Genomic DNA, 16,951 nt, shown 5'->3' on the forward strand with positions numbered 1-16,951 from the left:
TCAGGCTCCAGTACGCAGACGCGGTTCCGTCACACCGGCCGCACGATTCAACAACATCAAGGTCAGCGGTCCGGGCTGGCCGTCGGGCGTGATGCCCTGCGCCAGCTGGAACTGCCGAATGCGCTCGCGGCGCACGGTCGCAGGCTTGCCCGAAACGGCCTTGGCCTTCGACCCGAGCGAACGCGCCAACTGCTCATCCAGCCATTCCTGCGCGGCAGGATTGGTCATCGGATCAGCACCTTCCGCAAGCGCTTTGGGCGCACGCCAGAACGTCGTGATCTCGCCATGCCACAGCGACGCCAGTTCGCTCACCGGAATCACCAGTTGCGAGCCGTTGGCCCCTTCGAGCCACGCATCTTCCTCGTTCAAACCTTCGAGCACCGCGCTCACTTTGACGGGCTGGCCATCGCGATTGGCCACCAGTGTGAGCAGCACCGGCCGGTTGAGCTGACGCACCAGCGCCAAGCCCGCCTTGCGATTGCGATAGCACTGCACGCCGCCGCGTGCGAGCGCTGGACAAGGGTCGGCGCTCTTGCCCGTGAGCTTGAGATTCCAGTTGGACGCCAGCACCTTCCACGCGGCAAAGCCGTCGTCGGCCGATTGCGCGTTCAGGAATTGTTCCAGCTCCATTGCCGATGAAGCCGACGAGATGGACGAGGCGGACGAAGCACTGCTTGCAGGCGCTTGCGCAGGTGTGGCTTGCGATGCTTCGGACGCAGCCGCTGAAGCCGTCACCTTGGGTGCGCTCGCGACACTGGCAGGCACGGCAGATTCAGCAGCCGATGGCTTCGCCACAGCAGCCGCGCCTGGCCCGGATTCACCACGCAATGCCCAGCCCGCACCACCGGCGACCAAGGCCAGCGCCAATGCGCCCACCGGCCACCAAATGCGCGAAACAGCGGATTCGCGACGCGCATGCTGCGCATTCGCCAACGCCTTGCTTTTCGCGTCGAACACCTCGCGCGCAGCTTGCTTGACCACGGTTTCCGACACCTCGCGCGAGCCCGATGAATACGCGCCGAGCAGCGACCGATCACACAGCAGATTGATGCGGCGCGGCACGCCACCCGCGAGCGTATGCACGCGCTGCAAGGCCTTTTCACCGAACGGCGAAGGCCCCTTCAAACCCGCGACATTCAGGCGATGCGCCACGTATTGGCGCGTCTCGTCGAGGCTCAGCGCATCGAGGTGATAACGCGCAATCACGCGCTGCGCGAGCTGCTCCATCGACGGCTCGGCCACCATGGTGCGCAGCTCCGGTTGGCCGATCAGAATGATCTGCAGCAGCTTGCGCTCGCTGGTTTCAAGATTGGTGAGCAGGCGCAGTTGTTCGAGCACATCGGGGGCAAGGTTCTGCGCCTCGTCGATGATCAGCACGTTGTTGCGACCGCGTGCGTGCGACTCCAGCAGAAAGGCATTCAGCGGATCGATGCAGTCCTTGACGGTCTCCGAACCCGGCACCGAGGCCGCATGCACCACGCCGAACTCGTCGCAGATCGAGCGCAGCAGCTCCAGCACCGTGAGCTTGGGATTGAAGATGTAGGCCACGTTGCAGTGCGCCGGAATCTGCTCCAGAAAACAGCGACAGACCGTGGTCTTGCCGGTGCCGACTTCACCCGTGAGCAGCACGAAACCGCCACCGGCATCGAGCCCGTAAAGCAGATGCGCCAACGCCTCGCGATGGCGGTCGCTCATGAACAGGTAACGCGGGTCGGGCGCAATGGAAAAGGGCTGGTGCTCCAACCCGAAAAACGAGGCGTACATGGTGTCGAGGATACCGCCAGAGTGAATCAATACCGTGAAGGCGCCAAAGCGCGCTTCGGGCCGAGCGACGTGCGCACGGAAATAATCTGAAAAATGCGAGCAAACATCATCGAAAACCCTTGATCAACCGTCATTTCTTGATATTTATCATCCAATTCACCACAGCAGGGTTACACCCGTGAGGACTAACCCGCAAATTGTCAGCGGCAAGACATATTGACGTCAAAGTTATTCCTACCATTCGCAACATCTTGATGGACACGCCCTTGGCTTTTGGCAACGGGCCCATCTGTTCACCCACCGGATTAGGTACAGGAATGAAGACAACGTTCCCCCATTTGCTGCTGCGACACGCCGCTGAGAGACCGGACGCCGCAGCCTTGCGCGAAAAAGAGTATGGCATCTGGCAGACCTGGAGCTGGAAGCACGCCGCGTCGGAAGTGCGCCAGATGGCCTGCGGTCTGCTGGCGCTGGGTTTCGAGCGCGGCCAGAACCTGGCTTTCGTGAGCGACAACCGCCCTCACCTGTACCTCGGCTTCGTGGCCGTGCAGAGCATCGGCGGCGTGCCGATTCCGTTGTACCAGGACGCGGTCGCCAGCGAAATGAACTTCGTGATGAAGGACGCGGAAATCGCGTTCGCCTTCGCGGAAAACCAGGAACAGGTCGACAAGCTGCTCGAAGTGCGCGAGACCGTTGATTCGATCCGCCACATCATCTATGACGACCCACGCGGTCTGCGCAAGTACGACGCCCCCGGCCTCATCAGCACCGAAGACCTGATGAAGAAAGGCGCGGAGTGGGACAAGGCGCATCCCGGCGAATGGGAAAAGCTGGTCGATCGCATCGAACCCACCGACGTCTCCGTCATCCTCTACACATCGGGCACCACCGGCACTCCCAAGGGCGTGTGCCAGACGCACGCGAGCTTCGCGGGCTCGGCCAAGGGCGCGATCGAAGTCGACAACCTGAACCCGAACGACAACGTCATCTCCTACCTGCCGCCAGCGTGGGTGGGCGACCACCTGTTCTCGCTCGCGCAGTGGTTGACTGCGGGCTTCACCATCAACTGCCCCGAGTCGGCCGCCACGATCAACATCGACCTGCGCGAAATCGGCCCCACGTATTACTTCGCACCACCGCGCGTGTTCGAAGGCATGCTGACCTCGGTGTCGATCCGCATGGAAGACGCGGCCAAGCCCAAGCGCTGGCTGTTCGAAAAGTGCATGGATCTGGCACGCCGCGTGGGCTCGGACATTCTCGATGGCAAGCCTGTCGGTGCCATGGATCGCTTCAAGTACAAGCTCGGCGATCTGTTCATCTATGGCCCGCTGCGCAACGTGATGGGTCTGTCGGAAATTCGCGTGGCCTACACCGCTGGTGCCGCCATCGGCCCGGATCTGTTCCGCTTCTTCCGCTCCATCGGCATCAACCTGAAGCAGCTCTACGGCCAGACCGAAACCTGCGCCTACGTCTGCATTCAGCGCGACAAGGCCGTCAAGCTCAACAGCGTGGGCCGCGCCGCGCCCGGCATTGAACTGAAGATCGCCGACAACGGCGAAGTGCTGGTCAAGGGCGTGTCGGTTCTGAAGGAATACTACAAGCGCCCCGACGCCACTGCCGAAGTGATCGACGCCAACGGCTACTTTCACACCGGCGATGCGGGCGTGCTCGATGCCGACGGCGACCTGCGCATCATCGATCGCGCCAAGGACGTGGGCAAGACGAACACGGGTGCGATGTTCGCGCCCAACTACATCGAGAACAAGCTCAAGTTCTTCCCGCAGATCAAGGAAGCCGTGTGCTTCGGCAACAAGCGCGATCAGGTCTGCGCGTTCATCAACATCGACTACGAAGCCGTGGGCAACTGGGCCGAGCGTCAAGGCATGCCGTACGGTGGTTATGTCGATCTGGCCACCAAGGAAAAGGTGATTGCACTGATCGCCGACTGCATCGGTCAGGTCAACAAGGACCTGGCGGGCGAGCCCGGCATGGCCGACACACAGATCGCGCGCTTCCTCGTGCTGCACAAGGAACTCGATCCCGATGACGACGAGCTGACACGCACACGCAAGGTGCGCCGCAACTTCATCGCGGACAAATATGGCGTGCTGGTCGATGCGCTCTACGCGGGCAAAACCGAGCAGTTCATCGAAACGCAAGTGAAGTTTGAAGATGGTCGCAAGGGCAGCGTGAGCGCCACCCTGAAGATCAGCGACGCCAAGCTCCACAAGGCCACCGCCTGAGCCGCAACGAGAGGCAAGCACCCATCATGAGTACTGACAAGAAGATTGGCGATGTCATTCTGGACATCAAGAACATCAGCCTCAGATTCGGCGGCGTGAAGGCGCTGACCGACATCTCGTTCAACGTGAAGGAGCACGAGATCCGCTCCATCATCGGCCCGAACGGCGCTGGCAAGAGCTCCATGCTCAACTGCATCAACGGCGTGTACACACCGAGCGAAGGCTCGATCACGTTCCGCGGAAAGACCTTCGATCACATGAACAGCCGCCAGGTCGCCGAGATGGGCGTGGCGCGCACGTTCCAGAACCTGGCGCTGTTCAAGGGCATGAGCGTGATCGACAACATCATGACCGGCCGCAACCTGAAGATCAAAAGCAATCTGCTCATGCAGGCGCTGCGCATCGGGCCGTCGGAGCGCGAAGAAATCAAGCACCGCGAGTTCGTCGAACACATCATCGACTTTCTGGAAATTCAAGCCTTCCGCAAGACGCCCGTGGGCCAGTTGCCCTACGGCCTGCAAAAGCGTGTGGACCTCGGACGCGCGTTGGCGATGGAGCCGCAAGTGCTGCTGCTCGACGAGCCGATGGCCGGCATGAACGTGGAAGAAAAGCAGGACATGTGCCGCTTCATTCTCGACGTGAATGACGAGTTCGGCACGACCATCGTGCTGATCGAACACGACATGGGCGTGGTGATGGACATCTCGGACCGCGTCGTGGTGCTCGACTACGGCAAGAAGATCGGCGACGGCGCGCCCGATGAAGTGCGCAACAACGAAGACGTGATCCGCGCCTATCTGGGCACGAGCCACTGAACCGGGAGACAACGAAATGGCATTCTTTCTGGAAACCCTGTTCGGCGGCCTGATGGCAGGCATGCTGTACGCGCTGGTGGCCCTCGGCTTCGTGCTGATCTTCAAGGCATCGGGCGTGTTCAACTTCGCGCAAGGCGCGATGGTGCTGTTCGCGGCGCTTGCGATGGCGCGCTTTGCGGAATGGATTCCGCAGTGGACCGGCATCGACAACAAGATCGTCACCGCCACGGCGGCGTTCATCCTCGCAGCCATTGTGATGTTCATCGTCGCGTGGGTGATCGAGCGCCTCGTGCTGCGCCACCTCGTGAATCAGGAAGCCGCAACGCTGCTGATGGCGACGCTCGGCATCACCTACTTCCTTGAAGGCGTGGGCCAGACCATCTTCGGCAGCGAGATCTACAAGATCGACATCGGCATGCCCAAGGATCCCGTGTTCCTGCTGGAATCGATCTTCGAGGGCGGCGTGATGGTGAATCAGGAAGACATGATCGCCGCCGTGATCGCCGCCGTGCTGGTGGTGCTGCTGTCGGTGTTCTTCCAGAAGACCAAGACCGGCCGTGCGCTGCGCGCCGTGGCGGACGACCATCAGGCCGCGCAATCGATCGGCATTCCGCTGAACCGCATCTGGGTGATCGTGTGGTGCGTGGCCGGCATCGTGGCGCTGGTCGCCGGGATGATCTGGGGCTCCAAGCTCGGCGTGCAGTTCTCGCTGACCACCGTGGCGCTGCGTGCTCTGCCGGTGGTGATTCTGGGCGGCCTGACTTCGGTGCCCGGCGCCATCATCGGCGGCCTGATCATCGGCGTGGGCGAGAAACTCTCCGAGGTCTACCTCGGCCCATTCGTGGGTGGCGGCATTGAAATCTGGTTCGCCTACGTGCTTGCGCTTGCATTCCTTCTGGTTCGCCCACAAGGTCTGTTCGGTGAAAAAATCATTGATCGCGTTTGAACTGAGAACGACAAGGAGAAAGACAAATGTTCTATCGTGAAAACGGCCAGTTCAAGACGAGCTACAAAGCCGACCAGCAAGTGTTCCCGATTCGTCAGGACAAGATCGGCGTGTGGCTGCTGATTGCAGCGGCCTTCATCGTCGTGCCGATGTTCGCTGGCGACTATTTCTACCAGGCCATTCTGATTCCGCTGACCATCATGTGCCTGGCCGCACTCGGCGTGAACATTCTGGTGGGCTACTGCGGTCAGATCTCGCTGGGCTCCGGCGCGTTCATGGCGGTGGGCGCGTATGGCGCGTTCAACTTCATGGTGCGCATTCCCGGCATGCCGCTGGTTCTGGCGCTGATTCTGGGCGGCCTGTGCGCCACGTTCTTCGGCATTCTGTTCGGTCTGCCAAGCCTGCGCGTGAAGGGTCTGTACCTTGCGGTTGCCACACTGGCCGCGCAGTTCTTCTCCGACTGGATGTTCCTGCGCATCAAGTGGTTCACCAACGATTCGCCATCGGGCTCGGTGTCGGTCTCGCACCTGAACTTCTTCGGCATTCCCATCGAATCCGCGATGTCCGAATACCTGTTCTGCCTGGCCGTTCTGGTGGTGATCGCGATCCTTGCCAAGAACCTCGTTCGCGGCGCGATTGGCCGTGAATGGATGGCGATCCGCGACATGGACGTGGCCGCTTCGGTGATCGGCATTCGCCCGATGTACGCCAAGCTGTCGGCCTTCGCGGTCAGCTCCTTCATCATCGGCGTGGCCGGTGCGCTGTGGGCCTTCGTTCACCTGGGTGCGTGGGAACCTGCTGCGTTCTCGGTCGACGTGTCGTTCAAGCTGCTGTTCATGGTGATCATCGGCGGCATGGGCTCGATCATGGGCAGCTTCTTCGGCGCGGCCTTCATCGTGGTGCTGCCGATTGTGCTGAGCCTTGTGCTGCCAGCCATCGCCAACCTGTTCGGCTTCCAGATTTCCACGGCTGGCGTGTCGCACGCCGAGTTCATCATCTTCGGCGCGCTGATCGTCTGGTTCCTGATCGTGGAGCCGCATGGTCTGGCCAAGCTGTGGTCCATCGGCAAGCAGAAGATGCGTGTCTGGCCGTTCCCACATTAAATTGATTTCGTGTGTGCAAGTAATGCGCGTGCTGCGCAGAGAAGTTAGCTGAGTTAGTTGTTCGTTTACTCACCAAGGAGACAAACCATGAAGTTCACCCGTCTGGCATTGGCCGCTACCCTGGTCGCCGCAAGCGCTGGCTTCGCCGGCAGCGCGTTCGCTCAGGAGCAGTTCATTCCGCTGCTGTCCTACCGCACCGGTGCCTATGCACCCAATGGCATTCCATGGGCCAACGGCAAGCAGGATTACCTCAAGCTCATCAACGAGCGCGACGGCGGCATCAACGGCGTGAAGATCGCCTTTGAAGAATGCGAAACCGGCTACGCCACCGACCGCGGCGTGGAGTGCTACGAACGCCTGAAGAGCAAGCCCTTCGTCGCTGCCGTGGACCCACAGGCCACCGGCATCACCTTCGCGCTGACCGAAAAAGCGCCCGTCGACAAGATCCCGCTGATCACACTGGGCTACGGTCTGTCGATCGCCAAGGACGGCAATGCCTTCCAGTGGAACTTCCCCTTCATGGGCAGCTACTGGACGGGTGCCGACATCCTGATCCAGCACATCGGCAAGAAGGCCGGCGGCCTCGACAAGCTCAAGGGCAAGAAGGTCGCGCTGATCTATCACGACAGCCCGTTCGGCAAGGAGCCTATCCCGGTGCTGCAGGAACGCGCCAAGATGCACGGCTTCGAGCTGCAACTGCTGCCCGTGACCGCACCAGGCGTGGAACAGAAAGCCACCTGGCTGCAACTGCGCCAGAGCAAGCCTGACTACGCGCTGCTGTGGGGCTGGGGCGTGATGAACTCCACCGCGCTGAAGGAAGCGCAAGCCACCGGCTTCCCGCGCGACAAGCTGTACGGCGTGTGGTGGGCTGGTGCCGAGCCTGATGTCCGCGACGTGGGCGAAGGCGCCAAGGGTTATCAGACACTGGCTCTGAACGGTTACGGTCAGAACACCAAGGTGTCGCAGGACGTGCTGAAGTTCGTGCACGACAAGAAGGCCGGTACCGGTCCTCGTGATGAAGTCGGCTCCGTGCTGTACACCCGCGGCATGATCATCTCGATGCTGACTGTGGAAGCCATCCGCACCGCGCAGGAAAAGTTCGGCAAGGGCAAGCCCATGACCGGCGAGCAAGTGCGCTGGGGTTATGAAAACCTGAATCTGACGGAAGCACGCCTGAAGGAACTGGGCTTCGACCAGGTGATGCGTCCGGTGAAGACGGCTTGCAACGACCACATGGGCTCCACCTGGGCACGTATCCACACCTGGGACGGCAAGAAGTGGAACATGGGCAGCGACTGGTATCAGTCCGACGACAAGGTCATCGAGCCGCTGATCAAGGAACAGGCCGACAAGTACCTGGCCGACAAGAAGCTGACACGTCGCACTGAGTGCAAGTGACATCCCCCTGAGGCGCTTTGCGCCTTCCCCCTTCTCTCTGCGCGCTTTGCGCTCCGGGAAGGGGGACACCGCCATCGCCGCGTGGCGGCTCTTGCTTGGCGGTTGCTGGCTTCGGCCACGCCAAGTTGAAAGATTGCGTCCCGCACGCAACCGAAAGCCACTCCGCAAGGTGGCTTCCGATTGGGTGAATGACTGGCTTGTAAAGGCATGAATATGGAAGCGAAAAACATCGTTCTCAACGTCAACGGCATCGAGGTGATCTACAACCACGTGATCCTCGTGCTCAAGGGCGTGTCGCTGCAACTGCCTGAAAAGGGCATTGTTGCGCTGCTGGGCGGCAATGGCGCGGGCAAGACCACGACGCTGCGCGCGATCTCCAATCTGCTCAAGGGCGAACGCGGTGAAGTCACCAAGGGCACGATCGAGCTGCGCGGCGAGCGCATCGAAAATCTCTCGCCCGCAGACCTCGTGCGTCGCGGTGTGGTGCAGGTGATGGAAGGCCGTCACTGCTTTGCCCACCTGACCATCGAAGAGAACCTGCTCACTGGCTCCTACACCCGCACCAGCAAGGGCGAAATCTCGGCCAATCTGGAGAAGGTCTACAACTACTTTCCGCGCCTGAAAACGCGCCGCACCTCGCAGGCCGCGTACACGTCGGGCGGCGAGCAGCAGATGTGCGCGATCGGCCGCGCCATCATGTCGAACCCCAACATCATTTTGCTCGACGAGCCATCGATGGGTCTGGCCCCACAGATCGTCGAAGAGGTGTTCAACATCGTCAAGGACCTCAACAGCAAGGAAGGCACGACCTTCCTGCTGGCCGAGCAGAACACCAACATGGCGCTGAAGTACGCCGACTACGGCTACATCATGGAGAGCGGCCGCGTCGTGATGGACGGCGCTGCCAGCGACCTGGCCAACAACGAAGACGTCAAGGAGTTCTACCTTGGCGTGGGCGGCGGCGAGCGCAAGAGCTTCAAGGATGTGAAGAGCTACAAGCGCCGCAAGCGCTGGCTGGCATAACAACGCTCCCGAAAGCGTCTCCGTCAGTCTTTCAGTTCGCAGATCCCGAAAAAATCATTATTCAACTCGGGCGGCTCTTACACGCCCGCAAAGCCCCAGGAACCTGTCATGACGTCCTTCTACGATGCACTGGAAACCCGCGCCCCCAAGGACCGCGAAGCGGCGTTGATGGCCGCGCTGCCCGCACAGATCGCCAACGCGCAGAAGAACTCGAAGGCGTTTGCAGAGATCCTCGCGGGCGTGGATGCCGCCTCGGTGACCAGTCGCGAAGCGCTCTCCAAGCTGCCGGTCACACGCAAATATGAACTGCTGGAGCGCCAACAAAAAGAGCGCGCGAGCAATGCCAACGGTGACCCCATCGGCGGTTTTTCCACACTGCAATTCGGCGCAAAAATGCCCCGCGTGTTCGCCAGCCCCGGCACCATCTACGAACCCGAAGGCACGAGAAAAGATTACTGGCGCATGGCGCGTGCGATGTACGCGGCGGGCTTCCGCTCGGGCGAACTGATCCACAACAGCTTCAGCTACCACTTCGTGCCTGCCGGTTCGATGATGGAAACCGGCGCGCACGCGCTCGGCTGCACCGTATTCCCCGGAGGCACGGGCCAGACCGAGCAGCAGGTGCAAGCCATGGCCGAACTCAAACCGGCGGGCTACATCGGCACTCCAAGCTTTCTGAAGATCATCATCGAAAAAGCGGGCGAGCAAGGCGTTCAACTGGCGAGCGTCACCAAGGCGCTGGTGTCGGGCGAAGCCTTCCCGCCATCGCTGCGCGACTGGATGGCCGAGCGCGGCGTGGCAGGCTACCAGTGCTATGCCACAGCTGATCTGGGCCTGATCGCCTACGAAACCTCGGCACGCGAAGGTCTGGTGCTCGATGAAGGCGTGATCGTCGAGATCGTGCGCCCCGGCACGGGCGACCCGGTGGCCGAGGGCGAAGTCGGCGAGTTGGTGATCACCACGCTGAATGCCGACTACCCGCTGATCCGCTTCGGCACCGGCGACCTCTCCGCCGTGCTGCCCGGCCAATGCCCCACAGGCCGCACCAACACCCGCATCAAGGGCTGGCTGGGCCGCGCCGATCAGACCACCAAAGTGCGTGGCATGTTCGTGCATCCGGGCCAGATCGCGGCAGTGGCCAAGCGCTTTCCGCAGATCACCAAGGCGCGTCTGGTGGTCAGCGGCGAAATGGCCAACGACCAGATGAAACTGTTCGTGGAAACCGCAGAAACCGCCCCCGGTTTTGCCGATCAGGTGGCCGAGGTGCTGCGCGAGGTGACCAAGCTGCGCGGCGAGATCCAGATGGTCACGCCGGGAAGCCTGCCCAACGACGGCAAGGTGATCGAGGACGCGCGCAGCTACAAGTGACGCATTGGCAGCACATGGAGGAGCGCCAAACTCGATAGCACATTTTGCTTGCGTGAAATTGACATCCAAGCTTATCAATGTAAAGCTGGACTCTCATTAACCGCATCAACCGTGTGCCGTCAAGAAAATAGGCGCTTACTTCTCGGTGGTTTCCTTGATGCAATTTGGCTCATTCTTTTTTACCATTGCGCCCTCTTTCATCAGGATCATCATGAAGACAACATTCAAATTCGCCGTAGCCGCTGCCGCCGTGTTCGCCGCCTTTGGCGCATCCGCCGACGGCTACCCCGAAAAGGGCAAGACCATCACCATCGTGGTTCCGTTCACGGCTGGTGGCCCTACTGACCGTGTTGCCCGTGATCTGGCCGAAGCGCTGCGCAAGCCGCTGAATGGCGCCACCATCGTCATCGACAACACCGCTGGCGCGGGCAGCTCCATCGGCATGGCCAAGGTGGCCCGTGCCAATCCCGATGGCTACACCCTGCTGCTGAACCACATCGGCATGGCCACCGTGCCCGGCCTGTACCGCAAGCTGCCGTTCAACGTGGAGAAGGATTTCGAGTACATGGGCATCATCAACGATGTGCCCATGACCCTGATCGGCAAGCCCACGCTGCCCGCCAACAACTACAAGGAACTGAGCGCCTGGATCACTGCCAACAAGGGCAAGATCAATCTGGCCAACGCCGGTGTGGGCTCCGCCTCGCACCTGTGCGGTCTGCTGTTCCAAAGCCAGCTGCAAACCGACATGACACCCGTGCCTTACAAGGGTGCGGCTCCTGCGATTGCCGATCTGATGGGCAATCAGGTCGACCTGCTGTGCGACCAGACCACCAACACCACCCAGCAGATCGCCGGCAAGAAGGTCAAGGCCTACGCCGTGACCACGCCCAAGCGCCTGACCACGCCTGATCTGAAGGACCTGCCGACGCTGCAGGAATCGGGCCTCAAGGGCTTTGAAGTGACGATCTGGCACGGCCTGTACGCGCCCAAGGGCACACCAGCCGCCGTGATCAGGACCGTGAACGACGCGCTGAAGGTCGCCCTGAAGGACCCCACCTTCGTGAAGAACGAAGAGGCCCTCGGCGCCGTGATCGCCAACGACGACCGCCTGACACCCGAAGGCCACAAGAAGTTTGTGATCTCGGAAATCAACAAGTGGGGTCCGATCATCAAGGCTGCTGGCGCATACGCAGACTAACCCCCTGAGGCGCTTCGCGCCTTCCCCCTCTCTCGCTGCGCGGGAGGGGGACACCGCCGGTGCGGCGGGGCGGCCCTTGCACGGCGGTCGCTCGCTTGGGGACAGCGCGGGTTTTGAGCGCGCAAGCGTCGCATGGGCCGCGCGCGATTGAAGATCGTCATTCGTTTGTCTCGGCGGTTGTCTGAATGACCTGGCCTGGTGTGGTCATTCAGGTTGGCAACCAGCCAAGAAAAAAACCGGTGGGATCGTTCGAGTCCACCGGTTTTTTATTTTGATTCGTCGCGCGATGTGACAGGGAGTGCCCGCTTTCAAGGCTCCCCAAACAGCAGGCCTACGAAGCGCACGCGGGGTTCGAACCCAACACCACAATGCTGAGATAGGCCCGCAGGCGCGACGCAAAGCCGCAGACAGTACTCGTGTACGGCAAGGCTTTGCAACAAAGCATGCGGGCCTATATCGGCATCTCAAAACGATCGACCCATCGAAGCCGCAGGCTTCGTCACACACAAATCAAACGGACTTACCAGACCACTTCGTGGTTTTCGGCGGCGCTGCGGCGGAGCATGTCTATGAAGGGAACTGCGCGCTGGCGCAGCTCGATGACTTCACCCTCATCCACCTTCTGATCGGCCTCATTGGTGCTCGCGTAGTCGGGGTTCTGCTGCTTTTCCTTTTCCGGGCGACCCAGGTTTTCCTCGGCGTCCACGGCTTCTTCGAGCTTGGCGATGGCGCCGGGAATCTGCTCCGCAGTCACGATGCCGTGCTGGTCATCGGGATTCTTGCCGATGATCTTGAGGATCTGGCGCGCCGTGGGCTCCAGCATGATGAGATCGGCGGTCGAACGGGATTTGAATTTGTAGAGCATCGCAGCTTCGCTTCGTTCAGATTGAATGGTGGTTGTCGATGATGATGATGCCTAGGACGCGATTGGCGTCTTCAGCTTGCTCGGCGCATACATGTAGTCGCGGGTGAAAGGATAAACCGATTGAGCCCCCGACATCGTTCCGGTCTGTAAATCGCCATCGGGACGCGCGGCCAACATCTGGTGCAGGGCGATCCAGCCACGCTCGAAACCGATCGCGCTGCCCGCCAGATACAGCCGATAGGCCCGCAGCGCCTTGCCGCCTTGGTCCTCGCCGTACTGCTCGTTGAGGATGCGCGACGCCTCGCCCAACCGCGCCTCCAGCGCATCGGACCAGGCCCACAGCGTCTTGGCGTAGTGCGGTCGCAGATTCTCCGTATCCACCATCTCCAGACCGGCCAGCGCCATGTCGCGCTGAACGATGCTCACATGCAGCAGCTCGCCGCCGGGGAAGATGTAGCGCTCGATGAAGTCACCCATGCCCGCGCCGAGCTGCGCGTTGTCCACGCCGCCCGAGGTGATGCCGTGGTTCATCAGCAAGCCGCCGGGTCGCAGCAGGTTGCGCACGGTCTGGAAATAACGCACCATCTGCGCGTGCCCCACATGCTCGAACATGCCGACCGAGGCGATCTTGTCGAAGGGCTGATCGACGTGCAGCTCGCGGTAATCCACCAGCTTCATGCGCACGCGAGCACCGAGACCGCGCTCCTCGATGAGCCGCTGCACATGCGCGTACTGATTCTGGGAGAGCGTGATGCCGGTCGCATCTACGCCGTAGTTTTCGGCCGCCCAGAGCAGCAGGCCGCCCCAGCCCGCGCCGATGTCGAGAAAGCGCTCGCCGCTCTGCAGGTTCAGCTTGCGGCAGATGAGATCGAGCTTGGCTTCCTGCGCCTTGGCCAGACTCCAATCCGGCGTGCGGTAGTACGCGCAGGAATACACGCGGCGCGGATCCAGCCACAGCGCGTAGAAATCATCGGAGAGGTCGTAGTGGAACTGGATGTTGCGTGCGTCATGCAAGAGCGTGTGTGCCGCCATCGAGCGCGTGCGCTGGATCACGCGGTGCCACCAGCCGCCGCCCGAGTCGCTGGTGGTCGGATCGCGCTTGAGTAGCGAGGTCGCCACCCGCATCAACTGCCGCATATTGCCTTCGATGGCCACACGGCCTTCGACGATGGCCGCACCCACGTTGCCGATCTCGCCCATGGCCAGCGCCACCATGGACAACCGATCCTTGAACCCCAGACGCACCTCGGGGTCCTTGGCCCCCAGGCGCTTTCCATCCGGAAGCTGCACCTGCACGCTGACTGGCGACGCTGCAAGACTGAGCTCCAGCGACTTCATCAAGTCTTTCACACTGGCTCCTCGCAAAATGTTCAACCTTGTTGATTCTTGGCCCTCGGGTGTTCAATAGTCAATGGATGTTGTCTTACAGACCGCCCGCATCTTCCGGTGGGCTTGGCACGGCCCGGTCACGCCAAAGCGTGCGCTTCACACGTCATCCGGATCCGAAATCGCACCAGAACCACGGCAGAAAAGCCCGTTTTAGACCACAGTGCTCGCAAATATGGCCTAATAGCGGGTTTAGTGGATTTTTTCTCTAGAGGAGCCAATCATGGGCAACAAGATCGTTACCGAAGCAGACCGCAAGCGCGCACCCCGTCCAACCCCTATGCCCGGCATGCCTTTGGCAACCGCCGGCCGCGGCCAACGCGTGAGCCTGGAGCGTGGTGTTTCGACTCGCAGCAAGAAGAACCCTGGCAAGCGTCCGCACCAAGGTTGATCCGCAAGGGTCTCTTTCATTCGCTTTGCGACCCGCACTTCACCCGTTGAACTGCGGCGCATTGCGGATGGATCTGCTGTAGATTTTCAGTAGCTTTCCGGCTTTTTTTGCTAGCTCGCCTCACTGCACACGCATGCATGCAGTTTCTGAAGCCTAGCTGCGCTGCGGCACCTTGAACCGACTGCGCGCATCCGTCGCCGCCTGGCGCACGTGACATCCCTCGATATGGTCGTTGACCAGCCCCATGGCCTGCATGAAGGCGTACATTGTGGTCGGCCCGACAAAACTCCAGCCCCGCTTCTTCAAGTCCTTGGACAACGCCTGTGACGCCGCCGTCGCCGTGATCGCGCGCGCCGCCTCGTAGGTGAGCTTCTTCGGCCGGTCCTGCCCTGCATGCGGCTCGTAGCCCCAGACATAGGCACCGAGCGAGCCAAATTCACGGCGCAATTCCAGCACCCGCTTGGCGTTGTTGATGGTCGACTCGATCTTGCCGCGATGTCGCACGATGCCCGCATCGGCGAGCAGACGCGCAATGTCCTTCTCGCCAAACCGCGACAGCTCCTCGGCCTCGAAATGGGCGAACCCCGCACGGAACGCCTCGCGCTTGTTCAGGATGGTGATCCAGCTCAGTCCCGCCTGGAACCCTTCAAGACAAAGCTTCTCGAACAGACGCCGCTCGTCATCCACGGGAAAGCCCCATTCGTGATCGTGATAATGCTTGTACAAAGGCGAAGCCTCGCACCAGAAACAGCGCGGATGGCCGCTGTCATCGGTGAAGAGTCCTGCCACTGGTTCAGATGATTGCTTTTTTTCGGCCATGCGAACATTGTGCCGCGAAACCGGAAAATACTGTATATCCATCCATGAAAAATGCTTTCCGCTACACGCTGTCCGCACTGGCTCTGGTGGCTCTGAGCGGCTGTGCGTCCTCGTCGGGCGACAGCACCATCGGCTACTACTGGCAATCGTTGCGCGGCCACATGGGCATCATGGGCTCGGCCAAGCCCCTTCAGGACTGGATCGACGACGCGAGCCAAAAACCCGCTCTGCGCGAACGACTGGAACTCGCCCAACGCGCCCGCCAATTTGCCATCGACGAACTCGGTCTGCCCGACAACGCAAGCTATCGCCGCTACGCCCAACTCGGCCGCACGGCAGCGGTCTGGAACGTGGTGGGCGCACCGCCGTATTCGCTCAAGCTGCACACCTGGTGCTTCCCGGTGACCGGCTGCATCGGCTATCGCGGCTACTTCGCCGAAGCCGACGCCAAGGCCGAATCCGAACGCCTCGCCCAAGCAGGGCTCGAAGTCAGCGTCTACCCCGTGCCCGCGTATTCCACGCTGGGCTATTCCAACTGGCTGGGCGGCGACCCGCTGCTCAACACCTTCATCGGCTGGCCCGAAGGCGACTTCGTGCGCCTGCTGTTCCACGAACTCGCGCACCAGGTCGTCTATGCCGAAGGCGACACGGCGTTCAACGAGTCCTACGCCACCGCCGTCGAACGCCTCGGCGTGGACCAATGGCTGGCCGAACACTCCACCCCCCAGGCCCGGGTCGAATTCACCACCAGCGAAAAACGCCGCACCGAATTCCGCATCCTCACCCGCGACGCCCGCGCACAGCTCGCCAAGGTCTACGCATCAGGCGACAGCAGCACGCCCGAAGGCAAGGCGCAACTCGAATCAGCAAAGCAACACGCCATGCAAGCCTTCCATGAGGCCTACGCACAGCAACGCGAACGCTGGATTACGGAGGACAAGGTCAAGCCAGAGCAGCTCACCAACCTCGACCGCTGGATCAAGGAAGCCAACAACGCCAGCTTCGGCGCGCAAGGTGCATACGACGATCTGGTGCCAGCGTTTCTCGCGCTGTTCGAGCAGCAAGGGAAAGACTGGACAAAGTTTCACGCCGCGGTGAAGCAGCTTTCAAATGAGCCAAAGGACAAGCGCCAAGCAGCACTGAATCAACTCATGAAGCCGGAACAGGACACCCAGACAGCAGCCTCAGAAGAAACGACGCGCCCCTGATCCACCCCCACAACGGCAAGACAGCCCCTTAGCCGCGGCGCGAAGGCGCAGACAGTACTCTCGTACGGCAAGGCTTCGCAACAAAGGATAAGGGGCTGTATTGCCGCGCTAGCTGGGGTAGCCGACAAAGCACCCCAAACAAAAACAAAAACTCAACCGCGCAGGGATTCGATCAGATCGATGTATTGCTGCTTGGCTTCGTCGTTCGTGGTGTCCTTGAGCTTCTCCCACGCATCCCACTTCGCGCGTCCCACGATGTCGGAAAAGCTCGGCTTCTTCTCTTCGTTGTCGCCCACCGTCGCCTGCTTGTACAGCGCGTAGATCTTCAGCAGCGTCGGATTGTCGGGGCGCTCGGTCAGCAGCTTGGAGTTGGCAACGGCGGTTTCGAAAGTGGCGGTCAGGTCGGACATGTCTTGTCTCC

At 61.2% G+C, this 16,951-nt stretch carries 15 protein-coding genes; 10 read left to right on the top strand and 5 right to left on the bottom strand.

All coding sequences use genetic code 11. The features are described 5' to 3' along the window. A complete protein-coding gene (locus G7048_RS08185) occupies positions 1-1,764 on the bottom strand; it encodes an ExeA family protein (protein WP_166067657.1) in 1,764 nt (587 codons plus the stop codon). A 317-nt stretch (positions 1,765-2,081) separates the two neighbouring features. Between G7048_RS08185 and G7048_RS08190 the strand changes: the two genes are divergently transcribed. The 8 genes from G7048_RS08190 (at position 2,082) to G7048_RS08225 (ending at position 11,861) form a co-directional block, all read left to right on the top strand. Beyond that, a complete protein-coding gene (locus G7048_RS08190) occupies positions 2,082-4,007 on the top strand; it encodes a long-chain fatty acid--CoA ligase (RefSeq protein WP_166067658.1) in 1,926 nt (641 codons plus the stop codon). A gap of 26 nt (positions 4,008-4,033) precedes the next feature. Next, positions 4,034-4,822, top strand: a complete 789-nt coding sequence (locus tag G7048_RS08195) for an ABC transporter ATP-binding protein (protein ID WP_166067659.1) — start codon at positions 4,034-4,036, stop codon at positions 4,820-4,822. 16 nt (positions 4,823-4,838) lie between these two features. Then, on the top strand, positions 4,839-5,768 hold the full coding sequence (locus G7048_RS08200; RefSeq protein WP_166067660.1) for a branched-chain amino acid ABC transporter permease: 930 nt from the start codon (positions 4,839-4,841) through the stop codon (positions 5,766-5,768). A gap of 26 nt (positions 5,769-5,794) precedes the next feature. Continuing rightward, the gene (locus tag G7048_RS08205; protein ID WP_166067661.1) at positions 5,795-6,871 is read left to right on the top strand and encodes a branched-chain amino acid ABC transporter permease; all 1,077 of its coding nucleotides are present in this window, start codon (positions 5,795-5,797) and stop codon (positions 6,869-6,871) included. 87 nt (positions 6,872-6,958) lie between these two features. Beyond that, on the top strand, positions 6,959-8,269 hold the full coding sequence (locus G7048_RS08210) for an ABC transporter substrate-binding protein (RefSeq protein WP_166067662.1): 1,311 nt from the start codon (positions 6,959-6,961) through the stop codon (positions 8,267-8,269). A 213-nt stretch (positions 8,270-8,482) separates the two neighbouring features. Beyond that, complete coding sequence (locus tag G7048_RS08215; protein ID WP_166067663.1) at positions 8,483-9,292, top strand: ABC transporter ATP-binding protein; 810 nt, start codon at positions 8,483-8,485, stop codon at positions 9,290-9,292. Between the two features lie 108 nt (positions 9,293-9,400). Then, the gene (locus tag G7048_RS08220; RefSeq protein WP_166067664.1) at positions 9,401-10,660 is read left to right on the top strand and encodes a phenylacetate--CoA ligase family protein; all 1,260 of its coding nucleotides are present in this window, start codon (positions 9,401-9,403) and stop codon (positions 10,658-10,660) included. A gap of 211 nt (positions 10,661-10,871) precedes the next feature. Next, positions 10,872-11,861 carry a tripartite tricarboxylate transporter substrate-binding protein gene (locus G7048_RS08225; protein WP_166067666.1) on the top strand — a complete coding sequence of 330 codons (990 nt, stop codon included), beginning with the start codon at positions 10,872-10,874 and terminating at the stop codon, positions 11,859-11,861. A 520-nt stretch (positions 11,862-12,381) separates the two neighbouring features. Here G7048_RS08225 and G7048_RS08230 read toward each other — a convergent pair. Together G7048_RS08230 and G7048_RS08235 are read right to left on the bottom strand one after the other, a co-directional pair. Continuing rightward, positions 12,382-12,726 carry a DUF1840 domain-containing protein gene (locus G7048_RS08230; RefSeq protein WP_166067667.1) on the bottom strand — a complete coding sequence of 115 codons (345 nt, stop codon included), beginning with the start codon at positions 12,724-12,726 and terminating at the stop codon, positions 12,382-12,384. 51 nt (positions 12,727-12,777) lie between these two features. Then, positions 12,778-14,076 (bottom strand): class I SAM-dependent methyltransferase, encoded by a 1,299-nt coding sequence (locus G7048_RS08235; protein WP_166067668.1) that lies wholly within the window; start codon positions 14,074-14,076, stop codon positions 12,778-12,780. Between the two features lie 259 nt (positions 14,077-14,335). Here G7048_RS08235 and G7048_RS08240 point away from each other — a divergent pair, with 259 nt between their 5' ends. Continuing rightward, entirely contained in the window at positions 14,336-14,503 is a 168-nt protein-coding gene (locus G7048_RS08240) for a hypothetical protein (protein WP_166067669.1), read from the top strand. Positions 14,504-14,656: 153 nt separating this feature from the next. Here the strand turns inward: G7048_RS08240 and G7048_RS08245 are convergent, their stop codons facing one another. After that, positions 14,657-15,322 carry a DNA-3-methyladenine glycosylase I gene (locus tag G7048_RS08245; protein ID WP_166067670.1) on the bottom strand — a complete coding sequence of 222 codons (666 nt, stop codon included), beginning with the start codon at positions 15,320-15,322 and terminating at the stop codon, positions 14,657-14,659. 44 nt (positions 15,323-15,366) lie between these two features. On the opposite strand from G7048_RS08245, the gene G7048_RS08250 reads away from it, so the two are divergent. Beyond that, positions 15,367-16,530, top strand: a complete 1,164-nt coding sequence (locus G7048_RS08250) for an aminopeptidase (RefSeq protein ID WP_166067671.1) — start codon at positions 15,367-15,369, stop codon at positions 16,528-16,530. Positions 16,531-16,682: 152 nt separating this feature from the next. Here G7048_RS08250 and G7048_RS08255 read toward each other — a convergent pair whose 3' ends face one another. Next, positions 16,683-16,940 carry an acyl-CoA-binding protein gene (locus G7048_RS08255; protein WP_166067672.1) on the bottom strand — a complete coding sequence of 86 codons (258 nt, stop codon included), beginning with the start codon at positions 16,938-16,940 and terminating at the stop codon, positions 16,683-16,685. Between the last annotated feature and the right edge of the window lie 11 nt (positions 16,941-16,951).

The organism is Diaphorobacter sp. HDW4B, from assembly GCF_011305535.1.
GTDB lineage: Bacteria > Pseudomonadota > Gammaproteobacteria > Burkholderiales > Burkholderiaceae_C > Diaphorobacter_A.

Excerpts from the sequence above, each read along its gene's own strand:
- G7048_RS08185 (WP_166067657.1), bottom strand. The coding sequence starts at position 1,764 with ATGTACGCCTCGTTTTTCGGGTTGGAGCACCAGCCCTTTTCCATTGCG.
- G7048_RS08190 (WP_166067658.1), top strand. The coding sequence starts at position 2,082 with ATGAAGACAACGTTCCCCCATTTGCTGCTGCGACACGCCGCTGAGAGA.
- G7048_RS08195 (WP_166067659.1), top strand. The coding sequence starts at position 4,034 with ATGAGTACTGACAAGAAGATTGGCGATGTCATTCTGGACATCAAGAAC.
- G7048_RS08200 (WP_166067660.1), top strand. The coding sequence starts at position 4,839 with ATGGCATTCTTTCTGGAAACCCTGTTCGGCGGCCTGATGGCAGGCATG.
- G7048_RS08205 (WP_166067661.1), top strand. The coding sequence starts at position 5,795 with ATGTTCTATCGTGAAAACGGCCAGTTCAAGACGAGCTACAAAGCCGAC.
- G7048_RS08210 (WP_166067662.1), top strand. The coding sequence starts at position 6,959 with ATGAAGTTCACCCGTCTGGCATTGGCCGCTACCCTGGTCGCCGCAAGC.
- G7048_RS08215 (WP_166067663.1), top strand. The coding sequence starts at position 8,483 with ATGGAAGCGAAAAACATCGTTCTCAACGTCAACGGCATCGAGGTGATC.
- G7048_RS08220 (WP_166067664.1), top strand. The coding sequence starts at position 9,401 with ATGACGTCCTTCTACGATGCACTGGAAACCCGCGCCCCCAAGGACCGC.
- G7048_RS08225 (WP_166067666.1), top strand. The coding sequence starts at position 10,872 with ATGAAGACAACATTCAAATTCGCCGTAGCCGCTGCCGCCGTGTTCGCC.
- G7048_RS08230 (WP_166067667.1), bottom strand. The coding sequence starts at position 12,726 with ATGCTCTACAAATTCAAATCCCGTTCGACCGCCGATCTCATCATGCTG.
- G7048_RS08240 (WP_166067669.1), top strand. The coding sequence starts at position 14,336 with ATGGGCAACAAGATCGTTACCGAAGCAGACCGCAAGCGCGCACCCCGT.
- G7048_RS08245 (WP_166067670.1), bottom strand. The coding sequence starts at position 15,322 with ATGGCCGAAAAAAAGCAATCATCTGAACCAGTGGCAGGACTCTTCACC.
- G7048_RS08250 (WP_166067671.1), top strand. The coding sequence starts at position 15,367 with ATGAAAAATGCTTTCCGCTACACGCTGTCCGCACTGGCTCTGGTGGCT.
- G7048_RS08255 (WP_166067672.1), bottom strand. The coding sequence starts at position 16,940 with ATGTCCGACCTGACCGCCACTTTCGAAACCGCCGTTGCCAACTCCAAG.